This is a genomic window from Kitasatospora sp. NPDC087861, from assembly GCF_044742585.1.
In the GTDB taxonomy this organism is placed as follows: domain Bacteria; phylum Actinomycetota; class Actinomycetes; order Streptomycetales; family Streptomycetaceae; genus Kitasatospora.
Window position 1 is genome coordinate 215,189 of record NZ_JBIUUS010000006.1, and the last position, 21,834, is coordinate 237,022.

The 21,834-nt window shown below is 71.0% G+C and carries 19 protein-coding genes and 1 pseudogene; 8 read left to right on the forward strand and 12 right to left on the reverse strand.

Features of this window, described 5'->3' with window-relative positions; genetic code table 11:
- Positions 1-32: 32 nt before the first annotated feature.
- The 3 genes and pseudogenes from ACIOJE_RS11915 to ACIOJE_RS11925 form a co-directional block, all read right to left on the reverse strand.
- A pseudogene (locus ACIOJE_RS11915) lies at positions 33-604 on the reverse strand (molybdenum cofactor guanylyltransferase); the annotation flags it as partial.
- A 31-nt stretch (positions 605-635) separates the two neighbouring features.
- A complete protein-coding gene (locus ACIOJE_RS11920; RefSeq protein ID WP_280673839.1) occupies positions 636-1,640 on the reverse strand; it encodes an MBL fold metallo-hydrolase in 1,005 nt (334 codons plus the stop codon).
- A gap of 122 nt (positions 1,641-1,762) precedes the next feature.
- The gene (locus ACIOJE_RS11925) at positions 1,763-2,398 is read right to left on the reverse strand and encodes an FMN-dependent NADH-azoreductase (RefSeq protein WP_280673841.1); all 636 of its coding nucleotides are present in this window, start codon (positions 2,396-2,398) and stop codon (positions 1,763-1,765) included.
- Between the two features lie 107 nt (positions 2,399-2,505).
- Between ACIOJE_RS11925 and ACIOJE_RS11930 the strand changes: the two genes are divergently transcribed.
- Positions 2,506-2,901, forward strand: coding sequence for a helix-turn-helix domain-containing protein (locus tag ACIOJE_RS11930; RefSeq protein WP_280673843.1), 396 nt, complete (start codon positions 2,506-2,508; stop codon positions 2,899-2,901).
- A 115-nt stretch (positions 2,902-3,016) separates the two neighbouring features.
- Here ACIOJE_RS11930 and ACIOJE_RS11935 read toward each other — a convergent pair whose 3' ends face one another.
- Positions 3,017-3,781, reverse strand: a complete 765-nt coding sequence (locus tag ACIOJE_RS11935) for a polyprenol monophosphomannose synthase (RefSeq protein ID WP_280673845.1) — start codon at positions 3,779-3,781, stop codon at positions 3,017-3,019.
- A 328-nt stretch (positions 3,782-4,109) separates the two neighbouring features.
- Between ACIOJE_RS11935 and manA the strand changes: the two genes are divergently transcribed.
- Complete coding sequence (gene manA / locus ACIOJE_RS11940; RefSeq protein ID WP_280673847.1) at positions 4,110-5,300, forward strand: mannose-6-phosphate isomerase, class I; 1,191 nt, start codon at positions 4,110-4,112, stop codon at positions 5,298-5,300.
- Between the two features lie 77 nt (positions 5,301-5,377).
- Here manA and ACIOJE_RS11945 read toward each other — a convergent pair whose 3' ends face one another.
- Positions 5,378-6,742: an acyltransferase gene (locus ACIOJE_RS11945; protein WP_280673849.1), complete on the reverse strand. Its 1,365-nt coding sequence runs from the start codon at positions 6,740-6,742 to the stop codon at positions 5,378-5,380.
- A gap of 115 nt (positions 6,743-6,857) precedes the next feature.
- Positions 6,858-8,507 carry a replicative DNA helicase gene (gene dnaB / locus ACIOJE_RS11950; RefSeq protein WP_280673851.1) on the reverse strand — a complete coding sequence of 550 codons (1,650 nt, stop codon included), beginning with the start codon at positions 8,505-8,507 and terminating at the stop codon, positions 6,858-6,860.
- Between the two features lie 452 nt (positions 8,508-8,959).
- Here dnaB and ACIOJE_RS11955 point away from each other — a divergent pair, with 452 nt between their 5' ends.
- Positions 8,960-10,300 carry an MATE family efflux transporter gene (locus tag ACIOJE_RS11955; RefSeq protein WP_400775422.1) on the forward strand — a complete coding sequence of 447 codons (1,341 nt, stop codon included), beginning with the start codon at positions 8,960-8,962 and terminating at the stop codon, positions 10,298-10,300.
- A gap of 68 nt (positions 10,301-10,368) precedes the next feature.
- Here the strand turns inward: ACIOJE_RS11955 and rplI are convergent, their stop codons facing one another.
- The 4 genes from rplI to rpsF form a co-directional block, all read right to left on the reverse strand.
- Complete coding sequence (gene rplI / locus ACIOJE_RS11960; RefSeq protein WP_280673856.1) at positions 10,369-10,815, reverse strand: 50S ribosomal protein L9; 447 nt, start codon at positions 10,813-10,815, stop codon at positions 10,369-10,371.
- 17 nt (positions 10,816-10,832) lie between these two features.
- On the reverse strand, positions 10,833-11,069 hold the full coding sequence (gene rpsR / locus ACIOJE_RS11965) for a 30S ribosomal protein S18 (protein ID WP_030304537.1): 237 nt from the start codon (positions 11,067-11,069) through the stop codon (positions 10,833-10,835).
- 79 nt (positions 11,070-11,148) lie between these two features.
- Positions 11,149-11,763: a single-stranded DNA-binding protein gene (locus tag ACIOJE_RS11970; protein ID WP_280673858.1), complete on the reverse strand. Its 615-nt coding sequence runs from the start codon at positions 11,761-11,763 to the stop codon at positions 11,149-11,151.
- Positions 11,764-11,859: 96 nt separating this feature from the next.
- Positions 11,860-12,150 carry a 30S ribosomal protein S6 gene (rpsF, locus tag ACIOJE_RS11975; protein WP_063348486.1) on the reverse strand — a complete coding sequence of 97 codons (291 nt, stop codon included), beginning with the start codon at positions 12,148-12,150 and terminating at the stop codon, positions 11,860-11,862.
- Positions 12,151-12,466: 316 nt separating this feature from the next.
- On the opposite strand from rpsF, the gene ACIOJE_RS11980 reads away from it, so the two are divergent.
- The 3 genes from ACIOJE_RS11980 (at position 12,467) to ACIOJE_RS11990 (ending at position 15,145) form a co-directional block, all read left to right on the forward strand.
- Positions 12,467-12,766, forward strand: a complete 300-nt coding sequence (locus ACIOJE_RS11980; protein ID WP_280673861.1) for a hypothetical protein — start codon at positions 12,467-12,469, stop codon at positions 12,764-12,766.
- A 212-nt stretch (positions 12,767-12,978) separates the two neighbouring features.
- Positions 12,979-14,097, forward strand: coding sequence for a peptidoglycan bridge formation glycyltransferase FemA/FemB family protein (locus tag ACIOJE_RS11985; RefSeq protein WP_280673863.1), 1,119 nt, complete (start codon positions 12,979-12,981; stop codon positions 14,095-14,097).
- 13 nt (positions 14,098-14,110) lie between these two features.
- Positions 14,111-15,145, forward strand: coding sequence for an alanine racemase (locus tag ACIOJE_RS11990; RefSeq protein WP_280673865.1), 1,035 nt, complete (start codon positions 14,111-14,113; stop codon positions 15,143-15,145).
- Positions 15,146-15,148: 3 nt separating this feature from the next.
- Here ACIOJE_RS11990 and ACIOJE_RS11995 read toward each other — a convergent pair whose 3' ends face one another.
- A complete protein-coding gene (locus ACIOJE_RS11995) occupies positions 15,149-16,723 on the reverse strand; it encodes a glycosyltransferase family 87 protein (RefSeq protein WP_400775425.1) in 1,575 nt (524 codons plus the stop codon).
- 155 nt (positions 16,724-16,878) lie between these two features.
- On the reverse strand, positions 16,879-19,521 hold the full coding sequence (locus ACIOJE_RS12000; protein ID WP_400775428.1) for a transglycosylase domain-containing protein: 2,643 nt from the start codon (positions 19,519-19,521) through the stop codon (positions 16,879-16,881).
- A gap of 353 nt (positions 19,522-19,874) precedes the next feature.
- On the opposite strand from ACIOJE_RS12000, the gene ACIOJE_RS12005 reads away from it, so the two are divergent.
- Positions 19,875-20,576, forward strand: a complete 702-nt coding sequence (locus tag ACIOJE_RS12005) for a PadR family transcriptional regulator (protein ID WP_280673871.1) — start codon at positions 19,875-19,877, stop codon at positions 20,574-20,576.
- A 126-nt stretch (positions 20,577-20,702) separates the two neighbouring features.
- Positions 20,703-21,785, forward strand: coding sequence for an inositol-3-phosphate synthase (locus ACIOJE_RS12010; protein ID WP_280673873.1), 1,083 nt, complete (start codon positions 20,703-20,705; stop codon positions 21,783-21,785).
- Positions 21,786-21,834 lie beyond the last annotated feature (49 nt).

The window sequence follows — 21,834 nt, forward strand, 5'->3', positions numbered from 1 at the left end:
CCCTGAGACGCCCTGGCAAGCGCTAGGACCGGTCGCGCTCCCGGGCCTGTTCGAGGTCCTCCCAGGTGTCGCAGTCGTAGGCGACGTTGTCGGTGTCGGCCACCAGCAGGCGGGCCAGGCCGCCGGTGAGGCGGCGCAGCGGAAGGCCGGCCGGTTCGCCGATGGCGGCCAGCGCGGTGCGCAGCGGGGCGGTGCGGTAGGCGGCGGCGAGCGGCTGGTCGCGCCCGCCGGCGTCGACCAGGACGGCGGCGGCGACGGCCGGTCCGGCCTCGGCGAGGGCGGTGGCCAACCGGTCGACCGTCCGCCGGTCCAGGAACGGCAGGTCGGCGGCGAGGAGCAGCACGGTCGGCGCGGTGACCAGGTCGAGCCCGGCCGCGACGGCGGCTACCGGCCCGCCCCCGGGCGGCTGCTCCCTGGTCCAGCGGACGCCGGTGTGCGTGGTCGGCCGGGTGGGGCCGACCACGACGGTGCTGCGGGCGCCCGCGCAGGCGGCGAGCACCCGGTCGAGCAGGGTGGTCTCGCCCACGGTCAGTCCGGGTTTGTCGGTCCCGCCGAGGCGCCGGGCGGCCCCGCCCGCCGGGACGATCACGTCGTACGGCGTCATGCGGACAGTATCCGCCCTACTCGGCTTCGCCCTACTCGGCTTCGCCCTTCTCGGAGCCCTCGGAGCCCTCGGAGCCCGTGTGCTCCTCGGACTCCGCGGGCTCCTCGGACCCCGTGTGCTCCTCGGACTCCGTGGGCTCCTCGGCGGCCTCCGCCGCCCGCCCGGTGTTGGCCGCGGCGCCCAGTTCCAGGATGGCCGGCAGCGTCAGTTCCCCGTACCGCTCGTTCATCGCGGTGACCAGCGCCTCCGGGTCGTCCGGGTGCTCGGCCAGCAGCCGGTCGAAGTCCTGGAGGTACTCGCCGGTGAAGGCGAGCACCCGGGCGGCCTCGTCGCCCTGTTCGGGGGCGCGGTGGCCGGCGATGACCCGGTCGACGCCGAGCTCGGCGATCCGGCCGAGGTTGTGGCCCCAGGTGGTGCGCTGGGCCGGGGTGGTGTCGGCGGTCCAGACGTGGGTGCCGTTGTAGGCGAAGTCCCCGGCGATCACGGTCCGGATGCTCGGCACGTGGACGACCGTCGAATCGCCGCAGTCGCCCTGGCCGAGCAGCAGCACCGGGATGACCTGGCGGTCGAGCATGAGCGGCTGCGGCAGCAGCGGGGCGGGGATCAGCGGGTGGTCCGGGATGTCGTCGCCGTAGACCGGCTTCCACTGGGCGACCTTGGCGGCGGCGGTGCGCCGGATGCCGTCCACCACGACGGGTGCGGCCAGCAGCCGGGCGTCGGGGAAGAGCTTCAGCACCTCCTCGGCGCCGAAGTAGTGGTCGGGGTGCTGGTGGGTGACGACGATGGCGAGCAGTCGGCGGCCCTTGCCGGCCACCCATTCGGCGAGTTCGCGGCCGGCGCTGCGGGTGAGCTGGGCGTCGACCAGGATCGCGGTCTGCTCGCCGAGGATCAGGGTGGAGGTGGCGAAGAAGGCCGATTCGGGGCCGGTGAAGACGGCGACCTCCAGCGGGCGGGCGGGCCGCCCGGCGGCCGGGGCGGCGGCCTCGGCGTCCGTACGCTCCGCGCCGGTGCCCTCCTCGGGCGGGGACGACGTCACTGGCTGCTCCCTCTGGTCGGCGGTCGGATCTCCTGCGCCCTACAGCATGGGAGCACCGGCGGCCGATCGCGCGGAAGGCGCGCCCGGCGGGGCGCGCCTTCCGGCTCAGGTCACATCGGGGCTCAGACGGCCGCCACCTTGGCCCGGTGGGCGGCCTGCTCCAGCGCCTGGGCCTTGGACTCGGCGGCCTGGGGCACGAAGTCGGACAGCGCGGGGACGATCGGCGCCAGGGTGAACTCGGGGACGATGAAGTCGACCTCCAGCCCGAGCATGCCGGTCAGCACCTTCTCCAGGTAGGTGGTGACGAACTCGTACGGCTCGCGCGGGGCGCCGGGCGCGTAGGAGCCGCCGCGGGCGGCGACGACGGTCACCGGGGTGCCCTTGGCGGAGGGGGCGTCGCCGGCGGTGCGGCCGACCAGGATCACCTGGTCCAGCCAGGCCTTGAGGCTGGACGGGATCGTGAAGTTGTACATCGGGCTGCCGATGACGACGGCGTCGGCCTGCTCCAGCTCGGCCATCAGCTGCTCGCGCAGGGCGAAGGCGGCGGCCTGCTCGGCGCTGCGGCCCTCGGCCGGGACGTACGAGGCGGAGATGCCGTGGATGTCCAGGTGCGGCACCTGCTCGACGGCGAGGTCGCGGTAGACGACCGTGCCCTCGGGGTGCTCGGCCTGCCAGGCGGCCCGGAAGGCCGCGGTGACCTCGCGGGAGACGGAGCCGTCGGCGACGGCGGAGGAGTCGATGTGCAGAAGCGTGGGCATGACGGAACCTCCATAGGATTAGCAGCTGCTCTTTCCCCCGCAGCTGCAACTACCGTAGCAGCTTACTTTTCTGCAGTCACTACGGAAGGGTCGGGTACGCTGGAGCCATGTCCGAGCAAGAGCTAGCGACCGACCGGCTCCAGGGCCCGCCCGGTGTGCCCACGGGACACTGTGCGGCCGCCTCCCCCGCCCTGACCCGGGTCTTCGCGCTGCTCGGCAAGCGCTGGTCCGGCATCGTGGTCGCCGTGCTCAGCCACGGGCCGGCCTACTTCTCCGAGCTGCGCCGCACCATCCCCGGCATCAGCGAACGGATGCTCTCCGACCGGCTCACCGAGCTCGCCGACGCCGGGCTGGTCCTGCGCGAGGTCGACGCCGGCCCGCCGCTGCGGGTCAGCTACCGCCTCACCGAGGCCGGCATCGCGCTGAAGCCCTCGCTCACCGAACTCGCCCTCTGGGCCGACCGCCACCTGCCGGAGCGCCCGCTGCCCCCGGGCGGCTGCTGATCCTGCCGCGCAGGCGCGCGCACCACACGCGAAGCCGCCCGGAGAGCGTCCGAGCGCGCAAACGCCCGGGGCCCGTCCGTTGCGAGAACGGACGGGCCCCGGGCGTACGGGAAGCTCAGCGCCGGGCGGCGCCACGCAGGCGGGCCAGCCGGTCGGCGACGCCCCAGGCGGTCACCCGCCACAGCGCCTCGACCACGATGTTGCGGCTCATCTTGGACGCGCCCAGCTCGCGCTCGACGAAGGTGATCGGCACCTCGGCCACCTTGAACCCGGCCTTCACCGTGCGCCAGGCCAGGTCGACCTGGAAGCAGTACCCGGCCGAGGCGACCTCGTCCATGCCCAGGCCCTGCAGGGTCTCCTTGCGGAAGGCCCGGTAGCCGCCGGTGACGTCCCGGATCGGCACGCCCAGCATCAGCCGCGAGTAGGTCGAGCCGCCGCGGGAGAGCAGCAACCGCGACTTCGGCCAGTTCACCACCCGGCCGCCCGGCACCCAGCGCGAGCCCAGCACCAGGTCGGCGCCGCGCAGCGCGCCCAGCAGCCGGTCCAGCTCCTCGGGCTGGTGCGAGCCGTCCGCGTCCATCTCGACCAGGACGTCGTAGCCGTTGTCGATGCCCCAGCGGAAGCCCGCGAGGTAGGCGGCGCCCAGGCCCTCCTTGCCCTTGCGGTGCATGACGTGCACGTTCGGGTCCTCGGCGGACAGCTTGTCGGCCAGCTCGCCGGTGCCGTCGGGGCTGTTGTCGTCGGCGACCAGCACATGGGCCTCGGGCACCGCGGCCCGCACCCGGCCGACGATCCGCTCGACGTTCTCCGCCTCGTTGTAGGTCGGAATGATCACCAGGACCCTGCCGAGATCAGCAAAACTCTGCTGGTTCACGGTCACGTACAAACCTCTCGGCCGATGACGGGGAGTGTCAGAACACCGTCGCCCGCACTCTGGAACGCGGCTCCGCCGGCAGCCCGCCGACGGGATGACCACGGTGGAATCTGCTGCGCAGGGCGGAGACTACTGCGTCCTGGCATCCTACTACCGCGCCCGGGAACCACCGGTCCGGCCAGGGCACTCCCCTCCGGCACCGGCCGTTTCCCCGGTGGCGGCACCGGTCGGCTAGGGTCGATGCCCTTGCCTGTGCCCGGACCCCCGCACCGCCGGTCCCGTTGCCCGGCGATCCGGCACACCCGCCACCCAGCGAAGGAGTAGGACCGCGCGCATGGACAGGCTCGTCAACACCGTCCGCCCGTACGCCTGGGGGTCGCTGACCGCCCTGCCCGACCTGCTCGGGCAGGAGCCGACCGGCGAACCGCAGGCCGAGCTGTGGATGGGCGCCCACCCCGGCGACCCGTCCCGCGCCGACCGCGGCGACGGGCCCCGCCGACTGGACGAGCTGATCGCCGCCGACCCCGAGGGCGAACTCGGCGCCGCGACCGTCGCCCGGTTCGGCCCGACCCTGCCGTTCCTCTTCAAGGTCCTGGCCGCGGGCATCCCGCTGTCCATCCAGGCCCACCCCACGCTCGACCAGGCCCGCGCCGGGTTCGCCGCCGAGAACGCCCTCGGCATCCCGCTGGACGCCCCCGAGCGGAGCTACCGCGACGCCAACCACAAGCCCGAAATGGTCTGCGCGCTGGGCGAGTTCGAGGGCCTGTGCGGGTTCCGCCGGCCCGCCGAGGCGGCCGGGCTGATGGCCGGGCTCGCAGTGCCCGGGCTCGCCCCGCTGATCGATCTGCTGGCCGTCGAGGACGAGTCCGCGGCACTGCGCGGCACGCTGGCCGCCATCCTCACCATGGACGGGACGGCCGCCGAGGAGACCGTCCGGGAGACGGCCGAGGCACTGGCCGGCACCGACCCGGAGGGGATCTACGGGCCGTACGCCCGGATCGCCAAGGACTTCGCGCAGGACCGCGGCCTGATCGCAGGCCTGCTGCTCAACCACGTCCGGCTGCGGGCCGGCGAGGCGCTCTACCTGGGCGCCGGGGTGCCGCACGCCTACCTGGCGGGCGTCTGCGTCGAGCTGCAGGCCAACTCCGACAACGTCCTGCGGGCCGGCCTCACCCCCAAGCACATCGACGTCCCCGAGCTGCTGAAGGTCGTGATCTTCGAGGCCGGCGCCCCCGAGGTGCTGCACCCGGCCGCCGTCGAGGGCACGCCCGGCGAGGAGCTCTACCCCGTCCCGATCGACGAGTTCCGGCTCTCCCGCTTCACCCTGGACGGCCGGGACCGCGAGATCGACGGCCGCACCCCGCAGATCCTGCTCTGCACCGCCGGCACCGCCCGGCTCACCGGCGCCGACGGCACCACCCTGGACCTCGCCCGCGGCCGGTCGGCCTTCCTCCCCGCCACCGGCACCCCCACCCGCCTCTCCGGCACCGGCACGACCCTCTTCCGCGCCACCGTGACCGTCTGACCGCACCACGCCCGGAAACCGGCCAGGGCCCGTGCCCCCTCGTGGGGGTACGGGCCCTGGCCGTGTCGCGAGGCCGGTCAGCCGCTCCGGGAGCCCGCCTCGACGGGAACCCTCGGCTCGGCGGGCCCGGCCTGCTCGACCGCCGGCGCGGGCGCGGGCGCCGGAGCGGGCGCGATCCGTTCGAGCGCCTTCAGAGCCTTCTTGCCGAGCTTCTGGAAGGGCAATTCCACCAACCGGTACATCAGATAGGCCGCCACCAGCGTCACCGCCAGGAACTCGACCGTCCACAGCACCTTGGCGCCGGTCTCGGTGGGCCGCGGCGGAACGCCGACCAGCGGGCCGATCGTGTGCAACAGGTGGACGTGCAGCAGGTACACCGAGAAGCTGACCGCACCGAGCCAGGTGAGCACCTTCGGGAAGCGCTTCTTGCGCAGCGCCATCGCGCCCAGGAAGGTCGCCCAGGCGCCGGTGTAGGAGGCGCACCAGGCGATCCAGCCGGAGTTCCAGGTGTAGTTCTCCATGCCGTTGCGGTTGTACATCCACCCCATGGCCACCCCGGCGACGATCACGAAGCCGCAGCAGATCCAGGCCTGCGTCCGGTCGATCTGCCCGTGCTCGGCGCGGTAGAGCACCGTGCCGGCGAACATCGTCGCGAAGATCAGCATGGTCTCGAAGCCGGGTGCCCGGCTGTTGGTGAACAGCAGCACCGCGGCGAGGCAGCCCACCAGCAGACCGCCCAGCTTGGTCAGCGCCGGGTTGCCGCTGAGCATGCAGACGAAGCCCATCACCACGACCAGGGCCGCCGCCAGCACCAGGTGCCGGGTGGAGTCCAGGTCGTGGCCGAAGGTGTCGGCGGCGAGCACGCCGCCGAAGACCAGGCCGATCGTCGCGAAGCCGACCGCGATCACGCTGCTGCGACGATGCCAGCCCACCGAGAACAGGCCGGTGACCAGGAAGTAGAAGACCATCTCGTAGGTCAGCGTCCAGGTCACGCCCATGCCGTTCACGACGTTCAGCATGTCCTGGAGCATGGTGGCGTTGGCCACCAGCGAGATCAGGTTGTGGCCGGTGCGGAACAGCGCGACCGAGCCGTCACCCTCCGGCAGGATCATGATCGCAACCACGAAGGTGGCGATCAGCGCCGGGTAGATGCGGAAGAGCCGCCCCACCCAGAACGCCCGTACGTCGCCCCGGCGTTCCAGCGAGGCCGGGATGATGTAGCCGCTGACCAGGAAGAACACCATCACGCCGTACAGGCCGAGATCGAAGTGCGACCAGACCGCGCCACCGAACGGCAGCATTTCGAGGATGCCGAAGTGATGCAAGGCCACCACGAGGGCGGCCAGGCCGCGTAGGGCGTCGAGCCAGCCGAGACGGGATCCGGCGGCCGTAGCGCGCGCGGTACCGGCTCTGCCGGACGGCCACAGTCGTATCTTCTTCACCGCAGGGACAGTAGTCCATACCCGACGGCCCATCGTTCCCGAAGCGCCCCGCACACCACGTCTCGCCCGTCCTCCGCCCGTTCTCCGCGCGGAGGACGGGGGGTGAAAACAGGCCCTAGTCGCGGGTCATGTCGACGAAGCGGGAGTAGTGGCCCTGGAAGGCCACCGTGATGGTGGCGGTGGGGCCGTTACGGTGCTTGGCGACGATCAGGTCGGCCTCGCCGGCGCGCGGGGACTCCTTCTCATAGGCGTCCTCGCGGTGGAGCAGGATGACCATGTCGGCGTCCTGCTCGATCGAGCCGGACTCGCGCAGGTCGGAGACCATCGGCCGCTTGTCGGTGCGCTGCTCGGGGCCACGGTTCAGCTGGGAGAGCGCGATGACCGGGACTTCCAGCTCCTTGGCCAGCAGCTTCAGGTTTCGCGACATGTCGGAGACCTCCTGCTGGCGGTTCTCGGCCCGGCGGGAGCCGCCGGACTGCATCAGCTGGAGGTAGTCGATGACGACCAGCTTGATGTCGTTGCGCTGCTTGAGCCGGCGGCACTTGGCCCGGATCTCCATCATCGACAGGTTCGGGGAGTCGTCGATGAACAGCGGCGCCTCGCTGACGTCGGGCATCCGGCGGGCGACCCGGGTCCAGTCGTCGTCCGTCATGTTCCCGGAGCGCATGTGGTGCAGCGCGACCCTGGCCTCGGCGGACAGCAGGCGCATGGCGATCTCGTTGCGGCCCATTTCGAGCGAGAAGATCACGCTCGGCAGCTTGTGCTGGATCGAGCAGGCGCGGGCGAAGTCCAGCGCCAGGGTCGACTTGCCCATCGCGGGGCGGGCCGCGATGACGATCATCTGGCCGGGGTGGAGGCCGTTGGTGAGCTGGTCGAAGTCGGCGAAGCCGGTCGGGACGCCGGACATCTGGCCGTTGCGGGAGCCGATGGCCTCGATCTCGTCGAGGGCGCCCTCCATGATGTCGGCGAGCGGCGCGTAGTCCTCGTTGGTGCGCTGCTCGGTGACGGCGTAGATCTCCGCCTGGGCGGCGTTGACGATCTCGTCCACGTCACCCTCGGCCGCGTAGCCCATGCCGGCGATCCGGGTGCCGGCCTCGACCAGCCGGCGCAGGACCGCGCGCTCGTGGACGATCTGGGCGTAGTACTCGGCGTTGGCGGCGGTCGGGACGGAGTTGACCAGGGTGTGCAGGTAGGAGGCGCCGCCGACGCGCTGCAGTTCGCCGCGCTTGGTCAGCTCGCCGGCCACGGTGATCGGGTCGGCCGGCTCCCCGCGGGCGTACAGGTCGAGGATCGCGCCGTGGACCATCTCGTGCGCGGGCCGGTAGTAGTCGGCCGGCTTGAGCACCTCGACCACGTCGGCGATGGCGTCCTTGGACAGCAGCATGCCGCCGAGGACGGACTGCTCGGCGGCGAGGTCCTGCGGGGGGACCCGCTCGAAGCCGTCCACACCGCCCTGGCCCTCGTCGTCGCCCCGGCGCTGCCAGCCGCCCTCACGCTGCGAACCGTCGCGCTGGGAGCCGTTCCGGCCGCCCTTGCCGCCCTGGGAGCCGCCCTTCTGGAAGCCGCCCTCGCGGCCTCCGCCGCCCTGGCCGCCACCCTGGCCACCGTTCTGGCCGGCGCGGCCGCGGGAGACCGGGAGCCGGTCGCCGGGCCCGTCCGGGAAGGGCGCGTCGTCGAAGGCGCCGGCCGGGAAGGGGTCCTCGGCGGTCTGCCACTCCTCCTCCGGCGGCGGGGCGTCGTGGTCGTCGTACTGGGGGCCGGTCACGCGTGTTCCCCGATCAGCGAGTGGTGCGAGTTGGAGCGGGCCTTGCCGGTGGCTGGGTGGAACGGAGCCGCTCCTCTTTGTACGCCACGGCACCGACAAATCGGACGCCGGGGCGGGCGGGAGTGTCGGGCGGAGGGCCCACGCTAAGGCGCCGGGAGCCGTTCAGCCAAGACGGTTATCCACAGGGGGTGTGGACGAGTGGCCCTGGGCTGTGGAGAAGTGCCGCAAAGCTGTGGACACCCCTGTGGAAGGTCCTGTGGATAACCAGACCATCCGTCCACCGTCAACCCACTGACCAGGTATTACCTCTTACCGGGCCTGTGCATGAGAAATTCTTCACACGCCGCCGGGTGACTGTGGGCGCACAGCGGGCCGAGTGCGTCGCTCAAGAATTCGAGTAATGACCAGATGCCCCTAGCACTCATTACCTGTGGATGAGTAGCCTGGAGCCCATGACCGCCTCTCCCGCAGCCCCGACCCCCGCCAGACGCCGGCACGACCGGGAGATCCTCGCGCTGGCCGTTCCGGCCTTCGGAGCGCTGGTCGCCGAGCCGCTCTTCCTGATGGCCGACTCGGCGATCGTCGGCCACCTCGGCACCCCGCAGCTGGCCGGCGTGGGCGTCGCCGCCGCCGCGCTCTCCACCGCGACCGGCGTGTTCGTCTTCCTCGCCTACGCCACCACCGCCGCGGTGGCCCGCCGGATCGGCGCCGGGGACCGCCGGGGCGCCGTCCAGCAGGGCGTCGACGGCATCTGGCTCGCCCTCGGCCTGGCTGTCCCGGTGGTGCTGCTCACCCTGCTGCTGGCCCCCTGGGCGGCCGACGTCCTGGGCGCCTCGCAGACCGCCGCCCCCTATGCAGTGACGTATCTGCGGATCAGCTCCCTGGGCATCCCCGCGATGCTCATGGTGATGGCCGCCACCGGAGTGCTGCGCGGACTCCAGGACACCCGCACGCCGCTGCTGGTGGCGATCGCGGGCTTCACCGCCAACATCGGCCTGAACGCCGGCCTGGTGTACGGCGCCGGGCTCGGGGTGGCCGGCTCGGCCTGGGGCACCGTGCTGGCGCAGACCGGGATGGCCGCCGCCTACCTGGTCGTGGTGGTGCGCGGGGCACGGCGTGAGCACGCCTCGCTGCGGCCGGACACGGCCGGCATCCGGGCCAGTGCGAAGGCGGGCGGTCCGCTGCTGGTCCGGACGGTCAGCCTGCGCGCGGTGCTGATGATCGCCACCGCGGTGGCCGCCCGACTGGGCGACGACCAGGTGGCCGCGCACCAGATCACCATGACGCTGTTCAGCTTCCTGGCCTTCGCCCTGGACGCCATCGCGATCGCCGGCCAGGCGATCATCGGCCGCTACCTGGGCGCCTCGGACGCCCCGGGCGCCAGGGCCGCCACCCGCCGGATGGTCGAGTGGGGCATCGGCTCGGGCGTGCTGCTCGGCCTGCTGGTGGTGGTCGCGCGCCCGCTGTACGTCCCGCTGTTCACGCCCGATCCGGCGGTGCAGGGGCAGCTGGACACCGCCCTGCTGCTGCTCGCGCTCAGCCAGCCGGTCGCCGGACTGGTCTTCGTGCTGGACGGGGTGCTGATGGGCGCCGGGGACGGCCCCTACCTGGCCTGGGCCGCGCTCGCGACCCTGGCGGTGTTCATCCCGGCGGCCTTCGCGGTGCCGACCACCGGCACCGGGCTGGCCGGGCTGTGGTGGGCGATGAACCTGTTCATGCTGGTCCGCGCGGCCTTCCTGGTCGGACGGGCCCGCGGCGGCCGCTGGCTGGTCACCGGGGCCGTCCGGAGCTGAGGGCCCCGGAGCACGACCGAGGGCCGGGCTCCCGGAGGAGCCCGGCCCTCAGGCCACTGCTACGGAACTCAGGCAGCGACGACGGCGACGTCGAGGTTGGCCTGGACGTCGGCGTGCAGCTTGACCGAGACCTTGTGGGTGCCCACGGTCTTGATCGGCGAGCCGATCGCGACGGCGCGCTTGTCCACGGCCGGGCCGCCGGCGGCCTTGATGGCCTCCACGACGTCGGCCTGGGTCACCGAACCGAACAGACGGCCGGCGTCACCCGAGCGAACGGCCAGCTTGACCTGGACGCCCTCGAGCTTGCCCTTGACCTCGTTGGCGGCCTCAAGGGTCTGGATCTCGTGGATCTTGCGGGCGCGACGGATGGCGTCGACGTCCTTCTGGCCACCCTTGGTCCAGCGGATGGCGAAGCCACGCGGGACCAGGTAGTTGCGGGCGTAGCCGTCCTTGACCTCGACGACCTCGCCGGCGGAGCCGAGACCCGGCACCTCGTGCGTGAGGATGATCTTCATTACTTGGTCACCCTCTCTTAGCGCGCGGTGCTGGTGTAGGGCAGCAGCGCCATCTCACGGCTGTTCTTCACGGCCGTGGCGACGTCACGCTGGTGCTGGGTGCAGTTGCCGGTGACCCGGCGGGCACGGATCTTGCCACGGTCGGAGATGAACTTCCGCAGCAGGTTCGTGTCCTTGTAGTCAACGTAGTTGACCTTGTCCTTGCAGAAGACGCAAACCTTCTTCTTCGGCTTGCGAGCAGGCGGCTTCGCCATTGTGTGCTCCATTTGGGGTTCACGGCCCGGCGGGCGTCCTTCGACGCCGGCGGCCGGGCCGCACGAAATCTGTCAGCTCTTAGAACGGGGGCTCTTCCGAGAAGCCGCCACCGGACGGGGCACCCCAGCCACCGCCACCGCCGCCCTGCTGGCCGCCGGAGGGAGTGCTGGACGCCCACGGGTCGTCGGAGGGGCCGGACTGGCCGCCGCCGGAGTTTCCACCCCAGCTGCCGCCGCCCTGCTGGCCGCCACCGCCGCCGCCCCAGCCGCCCTGCTGGCCGGCGCCGCCGCCCTGCTGGCCGCCGAAGCCGCCACCGGGGCCGCCGGACCGGTTGGCCCGGGTGACCTTGGCGGTCGCCGAACGCAGGCTCGGGCCGACCTCGTCGACCTCGACCTCGAAGACCGTCCGCTTCTCGCCTTCCTTGGTCTCGTAAGACCGCTGGCGCAGTCGGCCCTGCACGATGACGCGCATGCCGCGCTGCAGCGACTCGGCCACGTTCTCCGCCGGCTGCCGCCAGACGTTGCACGTGAGGAAGAGGCTCTCGCCGTCCTTCCACTCGTTCGTCTGACGGTCGAAGGTGCGGGGGGTGGACGCGATACGGAACTTCGCGACCGCCGCACCCGACGGGGTGAAGCGCAGCTCGGGGTCGTCGACGAGATTGCCGACGAGGGTGATGACGGTCTCGCCTGCCATGGTGGTGATGACCTCTCGGGAAGATGTCCGTTCACCGCTGTTTCACGTGAAACAGCGGTCGCGAGCTACCCGAGACCCGAAGGCCTCAGAGGTGGCTCAGTGGGTGTCCGGGCGCAGGACCTTGGTCCGCAGAACCGACTCGCTCAGGCCCATCTGGCGGTCGAGCTCCTTGACGACCTCAGGCGTGGCCTTGAGGTCGATGACCGAGTAGATGCCCTCGGACTGCTTGTTGATCTCGTAAGCCAGACGGCGACGACCCCAGGTGTCGACCTTCTCCACCTTGCCGCCCGCGTTGCGGACGACGGTGAGGAAGTTCTCGATCAGGGGGGAGACAGCGCGCTCCTCGACCGAGGGGTCGAGGATGACCATCACCTCGTAGTGACGCATGGGTAACCCACCTCCTTTGGACTCAACGGCCACGGTCTCTCCGTGGCAGGAGGGTTGTGCAGCGTCGGCACCGGAGCAGTGACGACACCGGCCCACCGTAGCGGCCGGGTCCGACAGTCGGCCCCCACTCACCCGGTGGGGCGGTCGCCCGGAAGAGGGCGCAAGGGGGCACAACTACACCAGTGCAGAGGGCACAGCCTACCCGCACCCGTACGGCCGAACAAAACGCATAGGGGTTGTGAGACCGGCCCAACCGCCGCAATCTGGACGGAACGGGATTCCTGCCCGTTCGTCTCCACGCCAGGAGGTGGGACTCATGGCCCAGTCCGTCCACCGCATGCCCGCGCTCACACTGAACACCGACGGCCACCCGCACCCCCGGGAGAACGCCCTGGTCGGCCTCACCGCCGTGCTGGGCGTGATCGCCTTCACCACCTCGTTCTTCCACAACCTGCACGTGCTGACCTCGTGGACCGGCCTGTTCGGGATCATCACGGGGCTGCTCGGCATGTTCGTCTCGGTCACCACGGCCGAGCGCTTCGTGCTGATGATCACGCTCGGCGCCTCCGCCGTCGGCTTCTACCTCGGCGTCGCCCGCGGCGGCCTCTGGGGCTGAGCCGCCCCGCCGGACCGCTGCGCTCCGGTCGGACGGCCCCACCGGACCGCCCGCACGGAACCCTCGGCGCCCCCGTGACGTATCTGCAAGAAGACAGGTACGCGACGGGGGCGCCGTCGCGCCCGCAGCGGCGGGTGCCCGGGCCCCGGACGATAGGGTCAGCCCGAGAACCTGGGGCCCACCGCAGCCCGACCGACGAGGAGCACCGAGCAATGAGCCTGCGCCTGAGGACGATCACCCGCGAGGAGCACCTCGCCTTCATCAGGAGCCGCGCCTCGGCCAGCCACATGCAGGTGCCGTCGTGGGGCGACGTGAAGGCCGAGTGGCGCTCGGAGTCGATCGGCTGGTTCGACGACGCCAACCAGCTCGTCGGCGCCGGCCTGGTGCTCTACCGCCAGCTGCCGAAGCTCAAGCGCTACCTCGCCTACCTGCCCGAGGGCCCGGTCATCGACTGGTTCGACCGGGACCTCGACCGCTGGCTCTCCCCGATGCTGGCGCACCTGAAGTCGCAGGGCGCCTTCTCCGTGAAGATGGGCCCGCCCGTCGTCATCCGCCGCTGGAACGCCCCGACCATCAAGGAGGCCATCGCCGCCAAGCAGGCCAAGCGCCTGCGCGACGTCGAGGCCGACTGGTACGAGGCGCGCGCCTTCGAGGTGGCCGACCGGCTGCGCAAGTCCGGCTGGCTGCAGGGCGAGGACGGCGGCGCCGGCTTCGGTGACGTCCAGCCCCGCTACGTCTTCCAGGTGCCGCTGGCCAACCGCTCGCTGGACGACATCCAGAAGGGCTTCAACCAGCTCTGGCGCCGCAACATCAAGAAGGCCGAGAAGAGCGGCGTCGAGGTGTACCAGGGCGGCTACGACGAGCTGCCGATCTTCCACCAGCTCTACCTGGTGACCGCCGAGCGCGACAAGTTCACCCCGCGCCCGCTGGCCTACTTCCAGCGGATGTGGAAGGCCCTCACGGCCGAGGACCAGAACCGCATGCGGCTCTACATCGCCTACCACGAGGGCGAGCCGCTGGCCGCGACCACGATGCTGGTGGTCGGCGAGCACGTCTGGTACTCCTACGGCGCCTCGGCCAACCACAAGCGCGAGGTCAAGCCGTCCAACGCGATCCAGTGGCGGATGATGCGCGACTCCTACGCGCTCGGCGGCGGGGTGTACGACCTGCGCGGCATCAGCGACACCCTGGACGAGAACGACCACCTGTTCGGCCTGATCCAGTTCAAGGTCGGCACCGGCGGCCAGGCGGCTGAGTACCTCGGCGAGTGGGACTTCCCGCTCAACAAGCTGCTGCACAAGGCCCTCGACCTCTACATGTCCCGCCGCTGAGGAGGCTGCCCCGATGACGCTGTCCCTCTACCTCGACACCGAACGCTGGCGCACCCACCAGCGATCCGTCCTCGCCGAGTTCCCCGGCCTGGTGCCGGTCGCCAAGGGGAACGGCTACGGCCTGGGCAACCACCGGCTGGCCGAGGAGGCGACTCTGCTCGGCACCGGGGTGCTGGCCGTCGGCACCGCGTACGAAGCCGCCGACGCCGCCGAGTGGTACGGCGGCGAGCTGCTGGTGCTCACCCCGTACCGGGTCGGTGAGGAGGCGCTGCCGCTGCCGCACGCCCGGGTGATCCGGACGGTGGCGAACCTGGACTCGCTGCGGGCGCTGCACGGCGCCCGGGTGGTGGTGGAGTGCATGACCTCCATGCGCCGCCACGGGGTGAGCGCCGCCGACCTCCCGGCGGTCGCCGCCGAGCTGGACGGCGTCGCCTTCGAGGGCCTGGCGCTGCACCTGCCGATGGACCGGCCGGACGGCTCCAGCCCGGTCGAGGAGGTCGCCCACTGGGTGGACACCGCCCGGGCGGCCGGGGTGCCGGTGCACACCGTGTACGTCAGCCACCTCGGCGCGGCCGGCATGGAGCAGCTGGCCCAGCGCTACCCGGACATCGTCTTCCGGGCCCGGATCGGCACCCGGCTCTGGCTGGGCGACCACGGCGCGCTGGAGGTCCGGGCCACGGTCCTGGACGTCACCCCGGTGAAGAAGGGCGACCGCTACGGCTACCGCCAGCACCCGGCGCCGTCCGACGGCCACATCGTGGTGGTGGCCGGCGGCACCGCGCACGGCATCGGCCTGGAGGCGCCCAAGTACGTCCAGAGCATGGCCTCGCGGGCCAAGGGCATCGCCCGGGCCGGCCTGGCGACCGTCAACAAGACCAAGTCGCCGTTCCACTGGGCCGGCAAGCAGCTCTGGTTCGCCGAGCCGCCGCACATGCAGGTCTCGCTGCTGTTCCTGGACGGGGAGACCAAGCCCCCCGCGATCGGCGACGAGCTCGGCCTCCAGGTGCGGCACACCACCACGCACTTCGACCGCGTGGTGGACCGCTAACAGCTACTTCTCGGCCGGCTCCGACAGTTCGGGCTCGTTCAGCCACTGCTCGGAGCCGGCCGGCGCGTATCCGGCGTAGCTCTCCTCCTCGCGCAGCGCCCGGGCGGCGCCGACCACGAACACGTCCGGGGCCCGGTCGAGCACCCCGCCGGACGGGTCGTCGCTGCCGTCCAGGCGCACCGGGTCGCGGTCCGGCAGCAGGACGTCGCGGACCACCAGGGCGACCAGGTAGAGCGTCCCCAGCAGGTGCAGCACGACCGCGAAGTGGTACCAGGACTCGCCGATCCCGTGCTGCTTGGTCCCGGTGACGAAGCCCAGGTGGGACCAGATGCCCAGGGTGTACAGCACCTCGCAGGCCTGCCAGACCAGGAAGTCCCGCCAGCGCGGCCGGGCCAGCACCGCGAGCGGCAACAGCCAGAGCGCGTACTGCGGCGAGTACACCTTGTTGACCAGCACGAACAGGGCGACCACCAGGAAGGCCAGCTGCGCGAAGCGCGGGCGGCGGGGCGCCGAGAGGGCGAGCCACGCTATGGCCAGGCAGCCCAGCACCATCAGCACGCCGATGTAGAGGTCGAGGTCGGCCAGTCCCGTGCCCCGGGCCTGCATCAGGATCAGCCAGAACGAGCCGTAGTCCTCGGCGCGGTGCTTGCTGAAGACGTAGAAGGTCGACCAGCCCTGCCAGTTGGCCGCCATGATCGGCAGGTTGACCAGCAGCCAGGCGCCGACCGCGCCGCCCAGCATCACCCGGAGCTCGCGCCACTTCCCGGCCCGCCAGCAGAGCACCAGCAGCGGGCCGATCAGCAGCACCGGATAGAGCTTGGCCGCGGTGGCCAGGCCGATGAAGACGCCCGCCCAGCCGGGCCGGGAGCCGGCCCACCAGGCCATCGCCACGGCGGCCAGCGCGACCGCGAGCAGGTCCCAGTTGACCGTGCCGTTCAGCAGCAGGACGGGCGCGAGCGCGAACAGCAGGGCGTCCCAGGGGCGGCGGCGGTGGGTGCGCGAGAGCGCCACCACGGCCACCACCGCGCAGGCCATCAGCATCCCCGCGTTGATCGCCCAGAACCAGCGCTCCTGGTCCTGCTGGGTGCCGGCGCCGGGCGTCAGCCAGGCCGCGACCTGCATGAACAGGCCGGTCAGCACCGGGTATTCGAGGTACTGCAGATCCCCCGAGGTGCCCGGGATGCGGTCCACGTACGGGTGCAGCCCGGCCGAGAAGCCGCGGCCGGAGAACAGGTGCGGGATGTCGCTGTAGCAGGCGTGGATGTACTGCGGCGAACCCGGCTGGAACCAGGCCTGGTTGTAGCAGGGCGCCTTCTGCACCATGCCGAGCACCGAGACCACGATCACCGCCAGCGCCAGGAAGCGCGCCGGGATCCACCAGGAGACGCCCAGCAGCGCCCGGCGGCCCGGCGGGCCGCCGATCACCTCGCTGCCGGCCGCCGCCACCGGGTCCTCGTCGGCCGGGACGACCACGGTGTTGACCGGCGGCGCGGCCGTGGCGACGGCCGTCGGCGCCGGCCCTGCGGCGTCGCCTGGCCCGACCGGGCCGGCGGATTCGTCACGATCGCTCGACGTCATGCCGGACATCCTGCCGCACCGGCCCCACCAGGACGAGGAGGCCCCCGCAACGGGCCCGGCCCCCGTCGCCCGGGGTGCGGCGAATCATGACGAAACGGCGGTGGCGGCCCTCCGGAGAGGACCGCCACCGCCGTTCATCCGCTCGGCGGGTGGCCTCAGGGCAGCAGGGCGCCGCCCTGTGACCCGCCTGTGCTGGACGGTGTCGGCGGCTTGGTCGACGGCTTGCCGCTCGGGCTGGTGTCCGTCGGCGGCGTCGTGGGCGGCGGCGTGTGACAGCCGAGGAAGCCGCAGCTGCTCGTCGGACCGGGGTTGGTCTGCGTCGGCGTCTGGCTCGGCGTCCCCGGGCAGTCCACGCCCGGGACACAGCCCGGGCCCTGGGTGGACACGGGCGGCTGCGGCGGGTTGTTGCCGGCCGGCGGGGGCTGGTTGGAGGTCGGCTGCGTCGTGGGCGGGGCCGACGGGGTGTCGGTCGTCGTCGGCGAGGACGTGGGGGACGCGGTGCTCGGGGCCCCGGAGGAGTCGACCTCGGTGCCGACCGGGGTCGGCGTCGGGAAGTCCAGCTTCTTCTCGTTGGCCAGCGCGACCTTCATGTACCGGGTGAAGATGTCGGTGGGGATGTCACCACCGTGGATGGACTCCTTGCCGCCGGTGCCGTTGAGCGACAGCCGCTCGTGCTTGGTCGGGTCCTCGCGCCACATCGCGATGCTGGTGACCAGCTGCGGGGTGTAGCCGACCCACCAGGCCGACTTGTTCTGGTCGGTGGTACCGGTCTTGCCGGCCACCGGGCGGCCCAGGGTCTTGGTCTTGGTGCCGGTACCGTTGCTCGCCACGTTCACCAGCACGTCGGTGACGTTGTCCGCGACGGCCGGCTCCAGCGCCACCCGGGGCTCCTTCTTGCCGAAGCCCGGGCGCTCCTTGCCGTCCACCTCGACCTTGGTGACCGAGTAGGGCTCGGACTCCTTGCCGCTGGCCGCCAGCGTGCCGTAGCCGGTGGCCATCCGGATCGGGCTGATGGTGGAGGTGCCGAGCGCGAAGGTCGGGGTCTTCGGGTCGGCGAAGCTCTCCTTCTTGATGCCCATCTGCTCGGCGATGTTGGCCACGTTCTGGCCGCCGACGTCCTGGTTCAGCTGGACGAACGGCACGTTGTAGGAGAACTGCATGGCCTGCCGCAGCGAGACGTAGCCGTGCTTGCTGGTGTCCTCGTTCTTCTGCCGGTAGGGCTTGCCGTCGTCGCCGATCACCAGCGAGCCGTCCGGCTTGCGGATCTCGGACAGGTCGTCGGACAGGTAGCGGCTGTCGGCGTTGATCCGCTTCGGCTTGCCCTTGTCGTCGGTGGCCGTCTGGACGCCGACCTGCATCGCGGTGGCCAGCACGAAAGGCTTGAAGGTCGAGCCGACCTGGACCCCGATGGCGTCGGCGTTGTTGTCGAAGTGGCCGTTCTCCACGCCGTCGCCGCCGTAGAGGGCGACGATCGCGCCGTCCCCGGGGCGGATGCTGGCGGAGCCGAACTGCACCCACTTGTCCAGGTCGGGGCGCTTCTGCAGGTTGAGGTTCTCGCCCTTGACGTCGTCGACGGCCTTCTTCAGGGCCTCGACCTTGTCCTTCTCGAAGGTGGTGTAGACCTTCAGGCCGCCCTTGTCGATCATCTGCTGGGTGATCGTCTTGTCCGTGGCCATCAGGTACTTGTTCGCGGTGTCGACCAGGTAGCTGACCTCACCGTTCATGCTGGAGCTGGGCTTCTGCGGGACCGGGTCCGGGAACGTGGTGCACTTGGCGCGCTCCTCCGGGGTGATGGCCTTGGTCTTCACCATCTGCTCGAGGATCCAGGTCCACCGGTCGTTGGCCCGCTGCTTGTTCTCCGGCTTGGTGGGGTCGAAGTACGCGGCGCCCTTCAACAGGCCCGCCAGCATCGCGCTCTGGCAGACGTTCAGGTCCTTGGCGTCGACCCCGTAGTAGGCCTGCGCGGCGGCCTGGGCACCGTTCGCTCCGCGACCGAACCAGCTGGTGTTGAGATACCCCTTGAGGATCTCGTTCTTGTCCTTCTCCCGGTTGATCTTCAGCGTGATGAAGAACTCCTTCACCTTGCGGCTCAGGGTCTGCTCCTGGCTGAGGTAGGCGTTCTTCACGTACTGCTGGGTGATCGTCGAGGCGCCCTGGGTCTCGCCGCCCTTCGCCATGTTGTAGACGGCGCGGAGCATGCCCTTGGGGTCGATGCCGCTGTCGGTGCGGAAGCTCTGGTTCTCCGCCGCGATCACCGCGTTCTGCAGGTTGGGGCTGATGTCGGAGAGCTCGACGATCTGGCGGTTGGTCTCGCCCTTGCGGGTCATCTCCGAGTTGTCGGCCCAGTAGTAGATCGTGTTCTGATCCTTCACCAGGTCGTTCAGCTGCGGGACCTCGGTGGTCTGGTACAGGTAGAAGACCAGGCCGACGAAGGCGGCGAAGACGGTCAGACAGGCCGTCAGCCACTGCCGCCAGGACGGCAGCCAGCGCTTGATGCCGGTCTTGCCGAACCGCGGGTAGTCGATGAACCGCTTCTTGCCCGGGCCGGCGGCGACGGCCGCCGATGCGGCGGCGGCACCGCGCCGGCCGCCCTTGCCACCCTTCTGCGCGGCCTTGCGCATCTCGGCACGGCCCATGCGGGGCTGCTGGGCGGTCTCCCGCACGCCCGGCGGGCGGCGGCGGCCGATTCCGGCCGAACCCAACTCGTCACGGCCGGGTCCGCCCCGACGGTCTCCACCTCCCGGGGGCTGCTGCCCGTCACCGCCCGGGTTGGGCGTCCTTCGCCGTCGTTCGCTCATGTTGCAGCCACTCCTCGCCAGGCGGTTCCAGCCTGAAGGCAGGGTTCACGTCCGATGCCCGCCAACCGCCCTAACCCCGGAGGTGGTCCTCGTGCACACGCGACAGCGTACGCAGCCGTTAATCACACCTAATCGGGCATCAGTCGCCAATGGCCGCAAAACGGCAACAGATCATTACACGCCCGTTGCCAATCACCGCCGCGCGTCGCCTTGTGATCACATTCACGCGTGCCCCCCTTGCCCGTTCCGGGGGCCAGGTTTACTGTTCTCGATATATCGAGCCGATACATCGAAGCGGCATACCGCCGGATGCAGCGGCCGGACGAGGGTCGAGAGGAAGGAGGACGACGGCAGTGGGCAGGCGCTCAGGAGTGCTGGAGTTCGCCGTTCTCGGCCTGCTCCACGACGCCCCGATGCACGGCTACGAGCTGCGCAAGCGGCTCAACGTCCTGCTCGGAACGTTGCGGGCGTTCTCCTACGGAACGCTCTACCCCTGCCTGAAGAGCCTGGTCGCCCAGGGTTTCCTGGTCGAGGACAACCCGGACGTCGAGTACGTCCCGGCCACCGCGCTCAACGGCAAGCGGTCCAAGACCGTCTACCGGCTCTCCCCCGAAGGCAAGCAGCGCTTCGAGGAGCTGCTCGCCGACTCCGGGCCCGACGCCTGGGAGGACGAGCACTTCGGCGTCCACTTCGCGTTCTTCGGCCAGACCGACCGGGCCGTGCGGATGCGCGTCCTGGAGGGGCGCCGCAGCCGGCTGGAGGAGCGCCTGGAGAAGATGCGCAACTCGCTGGCCCGGGCCCGCGAGCGGTTCGACGACTACACCGTCGAGCTGCAGCGGCACGGGTTGGAGTCGGTGGAACGCGAGGTCCGGTGGCTCAACGAGCTGATCGAGACCGAGCGCGCCAACCGCACCGGCCGGACCGGGCCCGCCACCGGCGGGAGCACCACCGCCGTACCCCACAAGACTTCGGACGGCCGTGGCCAGGAGGAAGGGTCCCTGGACCCGCCCGGGCCACCGTACGACCGCCCGGGGCGCTCCGACCAGGAGCGCTGACACCGCGTCAGCCCTGTGCCGCGCGGCAGGAGTGGGCGCCTTGCGCCCGTACATGCAGTCATCGAAGAAGCAGGACGAGTGCCGTCGACCCCGGCGGCCCTCATGAGATCACAGGGAGCAACCGGAATGGGTTCGGTTCGCGTAGCCATCGTGGGCGTGGGCAACTGCGCCGCGTCGCTGGTGCAGGGTGTCGAGTACTACAAGGACGCCGACCCGGCCGGCAAGGTCCCCGGGCTGATGCACGTCCAGTTCGGCGAGTACCACGTCCGTGACGTGGAGTTCGTCGCCGCGTTCGACGTCGACGCCAAGAAGGTCGGCTTCGACCTGGCCGACGCCATCGGCAACAGCGAGAACAACACCATCAAGATCTGCGACGTGCCGCCCACCGGCGTCACCGTCCAGCGCGGCCACACCCTCGACGGCCTGGGCAAGTACTACCTGGAGACCATCGAGGAGTCCGACGAGGCCCCGGTCGACGTCGTCCAGGTGCTGAAGGACCAGCAGGTCGACGTCCTGGTCTGCTACCTGCCGGTGGGCTCCGAGGCCGCCGCCAAGTTCTACGCCCAGTGCGCCATCGACGCCAAGGTCGCCTTCGTGAACGCCCTGCCGGTGTTCATCGCGGGCACCAAGGAGTGGGCGGACAAGTTCACCGAGGCCGGTGTGCCGATCGTCGGTGACGACATCAAGTCCCAGGTCGGCGCCACCATCACGCACCGCGTGATGGCCAAGCTGTTCGAGGACCGCGGTGTCATCCTCGAGCGCACCATGCAGCTGAACGTCGGCGGCAACATGGACTTCAAGAACATGCTCGAGCGCGAGCGCCTGGAGTCCAAGAAGATCTCCAAGACCCAGGCCGTCACCTCGCAGATCCGCGACCGCGAGCTGGGCGCCAGGAACGTCCACATCGGTCCGTCGGACTACGTGGCCTGGCTGGACGACCGCAAGTGGGCGTACGTCCGCCTGGAGGGTCGCGCGTTCGGCGACGTCCCGCTGAACCTGGAGTACAAGCTCGAGGTCTGGGACTCCCCGAACTCCGCCGGTGTCATCATCGACGCCGTGCGCGCCGCGAAGATCGCCAAGGACCGCGGCATCGGTGGCCCGATCCTGTCGGCCTCCTCGTACTTCATGAAGTCCCCGCCGGTCCAGTACTTCGACGACGAGGCCAAGGAGAACGTCGAGAAGTTCATCCGCGGCGAGGTCGAGCGCTGAAGCTGACGGCGGGTAGCCGCCGCTAGGGGCCCTGGCCTCATCGAAGGGC

What these genes read in the sequence shown, in the direction of transcription:
- ACIOJE_RS12000 (WP_400775428.1), bottom strand. Translation starts at nt 19,521, where the DNA reads ATGAGCGAACGACGGCGAAGGACGCCCAACCCGGGCGGTGACGGGCAG.
- ACIOJE_RS11995 (WP_400775425.1), bottom strand. Translation starts at nt 16,723, where the DNA reads ATGACGTCGAGCGATCGTGACGAATCCGCCGGCCCGGTCGGGCCAGGC.
- rpsR (WP_030304537.1), bottom strand. Translation starts at nt 11,069, where the DNA reads ATGGCGAAGCCGCCTGCTCGCAAGCCGAAGAAGAAGGTTTGCGTCTTC.
- manA (WP_280673847.1), top strand. Translation starts at nt 4,110, where the DNA reads ATGGACAGGCTCGTCAACACCGTCCGCCCGTACGCCTGGGGGTCGCTG.
- ACIOJE_RS11930 (WP_280673843.1), top strand. Translation starts at nt 2,506, where the DNA reads ATGTCCGAGCAAGAGCTAGCGACCGACCGGCTCCAGGGCCCGCCCGGT.
- ACIOJE_RS11990 (WP_280673865.1), top strand. Translation starts at nt 14,111, where the DNA reads ATGACGCTGTCCCTCTACCTCGACACCGAACGCTGGCGCACCCACCAG.
- rplI (WP_280673856.1), bottom strand. Translation starts at nt 10,815, where the DNA reads ATGAAGATCATCCTCACGCACGAGGTGCCGGGTCTCGGCTCCGCCGGC.
- ACIOJE_RS11925 (WP_280673841.1), bottom strand. Translation starts at nt 2,398, where the DNA reads ATGCCCACGCTTCTGCACATCGACTCCTCCGCCGTCGCCGACGGCTCC.
- ACIOJE_RS11970 (WP_280673858.1), bottom strand. Translation starts at nt 11,763, where the DNA reads ATGGCAGGCGAGACCGTCATCACCCTCGTCGGCAATCTCGTCGACGAC.
- ACIOJE_RS11955 (WP_400775422.1), top strand. Translation starts at nt 8,960, where the DNA reads ATGACCGCCTCTCCCGCAGCCCCGACCCCCGCCAGACGCCGGCACGAC.
- ACIOJE_RS12010 (WP_280673873.1), top strand. Translation starts at nt 20,703, where the DNA reads ATGGGTTCGGTTCGCGTAGCCATCGTGGGCGTGGGCAACTGCGCCGCG.
- rpsF (WP_063348486.1), bottom strand. Translation starts at nt 12,150, where the DNA reads ATGCGTCACTACGAGGTGATGGTCATCCTCGACCCCTCGGTCGAGGAG.
- ACIOJE_RS11985 (WP_280673863.1), top strand. Translation starts at nt 12,979, where the DNA reads ATGAGCCTGCGCCTGAGGACGATCACCCGCGAGGAGCACCTCGCCTTC.
- ACIOJE_RS11980 (WP_280673861.1), top strand. Translation starts at nt 12,467, where the DNA reads ATGGCCCAGTCCGTCCACCGCATGCCCGCGCTCACACTGAACACCGAC.